This window comes from Ensifer sp. 4252, from assembly GCF_050434565.1.
Taxonomy (GTDB): Bacteria; Pseudomonadota; Alphaproteobacteria; order Rhizobiales; family Rhizobiaceae; genus Ensifer.
In genome coordinates, this window is the sequence record NZ_JBNDIU010000037.1 from 38203 (window position 1) to 44202 (window position 6000).

The 6000-nt window shown below is 56.6% G+C and carries 6 protein-coding genes; 2 read left to right on the forward strand and 4 right to left on the reverse strand.

Features of this window, described 5'->3' with window-relative positions:
* Positions 1–868: 868 nt before the first annotated feature.
* Positions 869–1048: a hypothetical protein gene (locus ABIE33_RS33790; RefSeq protein ID WP_429133183.1), complete on the reverse strand. Its 180-nt coding sequence runs from the start codon at positions 1046–1048 to the stop codon at positions 869–871.
* Positions 1049–2504: 1456 nt separating this feature from the next.
* Here ABIE33_RS33790 and ABIE33_RS33795 point away from each other — a divergent pair.
* On the forward strand, positions 2505–2705 hold the full coding sequence (locus ABIE33_RS33795) for a KTSC domain-containing protein (RefSeq protein ID WP_429133201.1): 201 nt from the start codon (positions 2505–2507) through the stop codon (positions 2703–2705).
* 29 nt (positions 2706–2734) lie between these two features.
* Here the strand turns inward: ABIE33_RS33795 and ABIE33_RS33800 are convergent, their stop codons facing one another.
* The 3 genes from ABIE33_RS33800 to ABIE33_RS33810 form a co-directional block, all read right to left on the reverse strand.
* Positions 2735–3169 carry a DUF982 domain-containing protein gene (locus ABIE33_RS33800; protein ID WP_429133186.1) on the reverse strand — a complete coding sequence of 145 codons (435 nt, stop codon included), beginning with the start codon at positions 3167–3169 and terminating at the stop codon, positions 2735–2737.
* Positions 3170–3794: 625 nt separating this feature from the next.
* Entirely contained in the window at positions 3795–4289 is a 495-nt protein-coding gene (locus ABIE33_RS33805) for a ferritin-like domain-containing protein (RefSeq protein WP_429133189.1), read from the reverse strand.
* 117 nt (positions 4290–4406) lie between these two features.
* Positions 4407–5027, reverse strand: coding sequence for a transposase (locus tag ABIE33_RS33810; RefSeq protein ID WP_429133192.1), 621 nt, complete (start codon positions 5025–5027; stop codon positions 4407–4409).
* Between the two features lie 772 nt (positions 5028–5799).
* On the opposite strand from ABIE33_RS33810, the gene ABIE33_RS33815 reads away from it, so the two are divergent.
* A partial coding sequence (locus ABIE33_RS33815) for a hypothetical protein (protein ID WP_429133195.1) occupies positions 5800–6000 on the forward strand: 201 nt, incomplete at its 3' end.

The following is a 6000-nucleotide window of genomic DNA, read 5'->3' on the forward strand; positions in this document are numbered from 1 at the left end:
ACCGAACAATCCTTGCGAACCTCAGGGCGATGGCCTCACGCCTTGCAGCCAATTATCCGCATAGATCCGCTGATGAAATCGAAGCCAAGGCGAAAATAGTCTGGCGGGCCCGTCGCTTGCACTGGAAGGAATGAACCTGCGACCGATATCCCATAGGCTGCAATCGCCGCATGGTCGCGCCACTTTCAAGCCACATCTAAAACGCGAGAACGAGCAGCGAACATCCACAGGACATACCGCGCCTTTTTAATCTGGATTAGCTCGTCGGAAGTAGGAACAAATTGAGATTATGAGGCCATGAAAAAAGGCCGGGGCGAAACCGCACCGACCTTCCTCAACATCGCTTACCAACCAGTGCCAGTACATCCGTGGTCAAAAGTCTAAAAACGATGAGGCATTTGCGAGCGGCGAAGCAGCGCTCATAACCAATGCCGATGGCGAGTATATAATGGGCCAATGTGTTCGAAACAAGTTGGTAACCCTGCGAGGTGTCGCGGTCCCGTTGAGCCGTCGAAATACGACACCTGACCGTATGTCGCCGGCTCGAGTCCTAGGCCAAGTCTCTCGCACTCCTTGGCGCGAGGTTCGAACCTAGGAGACTACCAATGAAGATCGTTGTCGCCGCCCTGGCGTCCTTTCGCGACTTCCGCCGTTGCTGCCGTGTCATCGGCGCCTGCCGAAAAGCAGTCCACCGAAAATCGCCAGCCAGATTGACTTGGCGAATGGGGAAGCGCGTCTCGGCCGCAGCTTAAATTCCAAAGATAGCAGGAACACATCCAAAGCCGCGGGCGCTGGCAAAAAAGACGCGTGGGAGTAGTAAAAGCAATGTGATCGGCATTTCCAATGCGAGGGCGGCAGAATGACCGATCTACTCCGCTAGGTGCTTTGGCGGCTTGTCGTTTTCATCCGGGTTCGGGTTGGGAATCTCGTCCGGAAGGACGTCCGGCTCGGGCTCTTCGATCGGTGGCTGCGGCAGGTCCGGCGGCAGCCCTGGCGGCAGATCGGGAGGACCGGGTTTCGGACTCGGTTCACTAGGTATTGTGCTCATGAAATCCTCCTCTTTAAAAAGGCAACTGACACCGCGCCGTGTTTGTTCCACGAGGATTGCAGGAAGCCGATCGAGGCTGTCGGTGCGCGGGCGCGGGGAGACAGGGGATGACGCGGATTGATCGCCTCTACCTGTAACCGCATTGATGATGGAGGGGCGCGATGCGATTCAGCGGACATCGGTGTCACCAACATTCGCGTTGATCATGTCGGCTCAGATCAATCCTATGGAAGTGGAGGCTGGAGTACCGTTAGATGATGGACGCAACATCGACCGCGAGAAATCCCACGTCCAAATGAGAGTTTTGAACCGGTCGTGGCCGATCGATTCATATCTGTCACCGTATGCCATCTCGATCTCCCGTGGGGAAATTCGAGGCTTGAAGCTGAAAATGATCTGCTCCTTCAACCAGGTTGCGGGAGAACGATAATAATATCTATAATTGGTCGCATAGCATAGGTTCCAGAACTCGTGTTGACACGGCCGACGCGGCGTCATCGAAGATTGGTGCACGAACGCCCGCATCGGGAACCTGACGAATACAAGCGGTCGCGACTTCGCTCTTCGCAACTTCAGTCTCGCTAGCCGTCACCCGCGCAACGAAAGAGGTCTGCCTGCTCCCGGGGTAACTTGATGGGAACCATTGCTTTTTCGTGGGGTTTTATCAGTTGGCTACTGGGGTCAGGGATGACGGCGAACTCAGTAATTTAGCCGACGTTCTTGGCGGGATTAGCCGCCTGTACTCATAGCGGGATAGCCGCCCGCAGCGAAGGTATGGAAACTATGTCACTCACCGGAGTCTTGATCGGGGCTGCCCTTGTGATCGGCGGCGTGCTCCAGCTGTTTTGGGGGGCACTCAGGGGTCGGCCCCTCAGCGACGCTCGCCGATCCGCCTCAACTGCAAAGCCGACCTTGGAACCCAGAGCACAGGGATTGGGGTTCTTGGGATTAATGAGGAACTGGGCAGGTGCAAGCATGATTGCGATCGGAATGGCGCTCCTCATCATATATGCGTAGGCTAAACTGACCGAGCGAAAAAAGAGACCGAGCACGGTAATCGTCAGCAGCACCCATAATGGGAAGACGACGAGGTCTGCGCTACCACTCTATCCGCCTTTATTTCCCGCAGCCTCCCGGAAATGTCCTGCCGGAAGGCAGGACCAATTGGATCCCGCGCGAATTCGGGGAACTCCCTCCTGGTCGCTCAAATCAGGATATGCCCGATCCGCTGGCGCCGACTTCATTTGAAGGGTGCTTTATCCTTCGGCGTGAAGTTGGCCATTGCTGTGACCAGCTAGTTCCTCGTCAGCGCGTCGGCCAAAGGCGTTTCTTCCTGGCGCCCGCTTTCGCGCCCGCTTTTCAGTGCCGTTTTCAAACCACCTATGGAACTTAGACAAGGAAAACGGATTTTTCTGAGAAGCCCGTAAACACAGGATGGTAGGCCTTGCCCTCTTCCTTGATTCAAAAGTTCGAATACGATCCGAAACGCCGGATCCTATCGGTTTGGCTACTGCCTTCTGGGCGACGGTATGACTATCATGAGGTTCCGGCCGATACCTTCGAAAATTTCAAGTCGGCATTCGCCAAAGGAAAATTCTTCAATGCCTTCATACGCAATCAGTTCGCATTTAGGATAGGGGATACTAGGGATCCGTAGCATTTTGCGTCAAACAAAGGAGATCAACGTCACCGCAAGAAACCTGCGTCACGCGCCGCTTTCACAAAGGCCCATCGCGCGATGTAACCAGGCACATGGCCGCTCATAGCCTCTAAACATGCTGTTACGGCAGCTTGATATACTGAGCCGGACTTGGGTGCGGGCCAGTTGTCTTTCAAAACTGATGCCGCTTGGCTAGCCGACCCAACCACCACATCATGTTCTGCATTAGGTGGACGGATTACCACAGCCTCGTTCCAGGGCGCCAGTTGCTTGCCCTTTGGTTTGCCGCCGTCGGGCCCGTGGCGTTCCTCGCGTTCCCACCGATCCTCTGCCATGGTCATATCTCCTTGTCGAATGATACCAAACAGCCGAAGCGGGCAGCTTGTTCCCTGACGGATCTGGGGGAACGAATTCAGCGCACGAGGGGTTGTGCCACGTGAACATCCGATCAGAAGGAACATGAAAAATGACCTTAACCCATCAAATCTCGGCGCCACGTCGCGAGGGTCCGTACGAAGGGCGGGAGGCCGACTGTGTTGCCGCTATGAGGCCGGGCGTGGCGGAATTTTTCACCACGCAACCTGACGAGCTGGCATCAGCGCTTCAAGGTGAAATCCGTGAACATTTAGCTCCCTTGGCTCGTCGGGCCGAAGCCGCCGGATGGGGTGTCGAGGAGGTTCGTACCGCGCTCTCCCGGCTGGCACGCGAATATGAAGGAGCAAAGGGCGCAATATTCGACTAGCGAGAAGCTATTGTCCGTTCCGCAATCCGAAGCGGCGATGCGGAAGCGCCTGTTTCTACATGGGCGAGAAGGCGGCCCGCTCACCTGCAAGCCGCCAACGACGCATCAGACGGTTGGAAGTTCGCAGGCTGACCAACTGCTTTCACCTGGCTAGTTTGCCTCGTAAGGCGTTTCGCAAGGTGGGTAGTATTGCGCGCATAGATGCCATGTAGAACGAAACGCGGGCGACCCATGTATCGACTATGTTTAGCTCGAAGGGTCTAGTTTCAGCGTCGATTTCCAATCGAAGGCCAGACCGCAAGGTCGGCATTACCAAACCTTGCGGTCTGCATGCAATTGGTGCGTTAGGCCGCTTTCGCCTTTATGTTAGCGGCTGCAACCGACAATTGGCTAAGCGCCTTATCTGTAGCGCCCTCCTCCTGGAGCGTGGCATCCAGCAACGGGACTGCTTCCTTCAGACCGAGTTGCTGCGCCCACGTCTTGAGCGTTCCGTACCGCGCGATTTCGTAATGCTCCACCGCTTGCGCGGCGGAGATCAGCCCCGCATCGATCGCCGGGGAACCCTTGAACTCGTCAATGATTTCTTCGCCCTCGGCGATTATGCCTTGTATCGCTTCGCAGGTCTTGCCTTGAGCACGCTTGCCTAGGATTTCAAATACCTGGGTTAGTCTCTCAACATGTCCTTCGGTCTCATCACGGTGCTTTTCGAAAGCCGCTTTGGTTTCCGCGGACTGTGCGGCGCGAGCCATCTTCGGCAATGCCTTCAGAATTTGCCGCTCCGCAAAGTAGATGTCTTTCAACGTATCATGAAAGAGTTTTTCGAGATTTGCTTCTGCCATGGTTCGCCTCCTTGTTAGCCCGACATAACCACGCTCATCAGCAAAGGTTCCGAACCTCGCAAAGCGCTCAAGGGCCTGCAAACTTTTGGGTGGCACGCTCTAGCCTAGGCTCCAGACTCAACACCAGATGACGATGCCGGCGATGTGGACGGCCGCCTTTGTTGCGAGTTTGTCATTGCGCGTTGCGATCCGCCGCCCATCCTTGAGACGGCCGAACATCCGCTCGATGACATTGCGGTTGCGATAGACCCTTGCATCGAAGGGATGGTGGCGCTTTCTTGTTGTGTTGTTGGGAATGACCGGAATGGTTCCGCGCTCGGCCAGATACTGGCGCAGAGTATCCCTGTCGTAAGCGGTGTCGGCAGCCAGGAAGTCGGCGGGCGGTAATGGCTGTAACAATGGCATGGCGGCGGGCGAGATTTGCGGCCGAGCGGACGACCGCGCCCGTCTACGACGGCGTGGATTTTCGTCGTCCAGCCGCCGCGGGAGCGACCGATTGCTTTCGTCTGCGCCCCCTTTTCCGCCGGCCTCCGAGCGATGGGCTTTCGCGGTCGTGCTGTCGATCACCTGCATGTCATACGGATCGGCCGCGACCAGGGCCGAAAAAACAGCTTCTGCCACAGGCCGAGACCGGCCCAGCCATTGAAGCGATTGTAAATTGTGGTCGGTGGGCCATAGACGGCCGGGCAATCCGATCGATGCGGCCAGGATGATCCATGGCGGCACGAAAGGCGACATAGCTGCCGCGGCATCCCTTTGACACTGGGCGACAAACTCATCCGACAGCCCGCGTTGAGTGTGAGCGACAACGCCGCTCAGCCGGCCCATTGGCGCCAGCGTTCGGGGACCTGCTCTGGACATAGAAAAAGCGGCCCTCCTCTGTGGAATTGAAACGGGAAGACCGCAATATCAGCAATGCCTAAATATACACTTCAATATGGTGACTGGCGAGAGCCATTGCGATGTTGGCAAGTGACGCCAGCCAATTTTATTCCCTTCCAGAAAAGCGTACCTCGGTCGTTTGTAAGTGGTACGACGTCCCGTGCCCAGTGTTCGGTATGAACGATTGGCCGCGCTGTCTGCGAGTGCCATGGGACGGGAGGCAAAGCAGTCAAGCGCGGAAACAGAACACAGACATAACCGCACTTCCGCATGAGGCGACAAGAAACTGTTTGGCGTCAACGCGTGACGATCTTGAGACGTTCGGATCTTTCAGCCGTGTCCCCGTGGGGTTCGGCACACCCGCTAACGCGTTCTGCCATTGGCCGGTTACCTAGTGCGGTCCCCGGCATTACAGTTAGGCCTCACCGCCACGCAGGCCAGATCGCTCAGCCGCCCGCTAGCAGAAGCTGCTGACAAACAAGATCCACCCCACTGACCCAATCCATCGGGCGGAAGCTGGTGAAATACGTAATACCCCGGGGATACGCATACTACGCAACGGCGCCGAGCGGCCGGTTGTGGTTAAGGAAATACTTGTTCGATTGAAGCAGAAGCCGGCGTTGAATCGTTGAACCCGAAGGGCGCGATCAAGTACACACAGACATTGGGTGCCGATCTTATCACGGCACTCAACAGCGAAGGATGGCGCTTGCGACTGTCATTGCCGGACGAGCTGTCATCGGGCGATGAATATTCCGCAAAAAGGGGCAACGAAAATTCCCTAGTTGACGCCGTCGCCGCCAATGCCGGGACGCGTCCCGGCATTGGC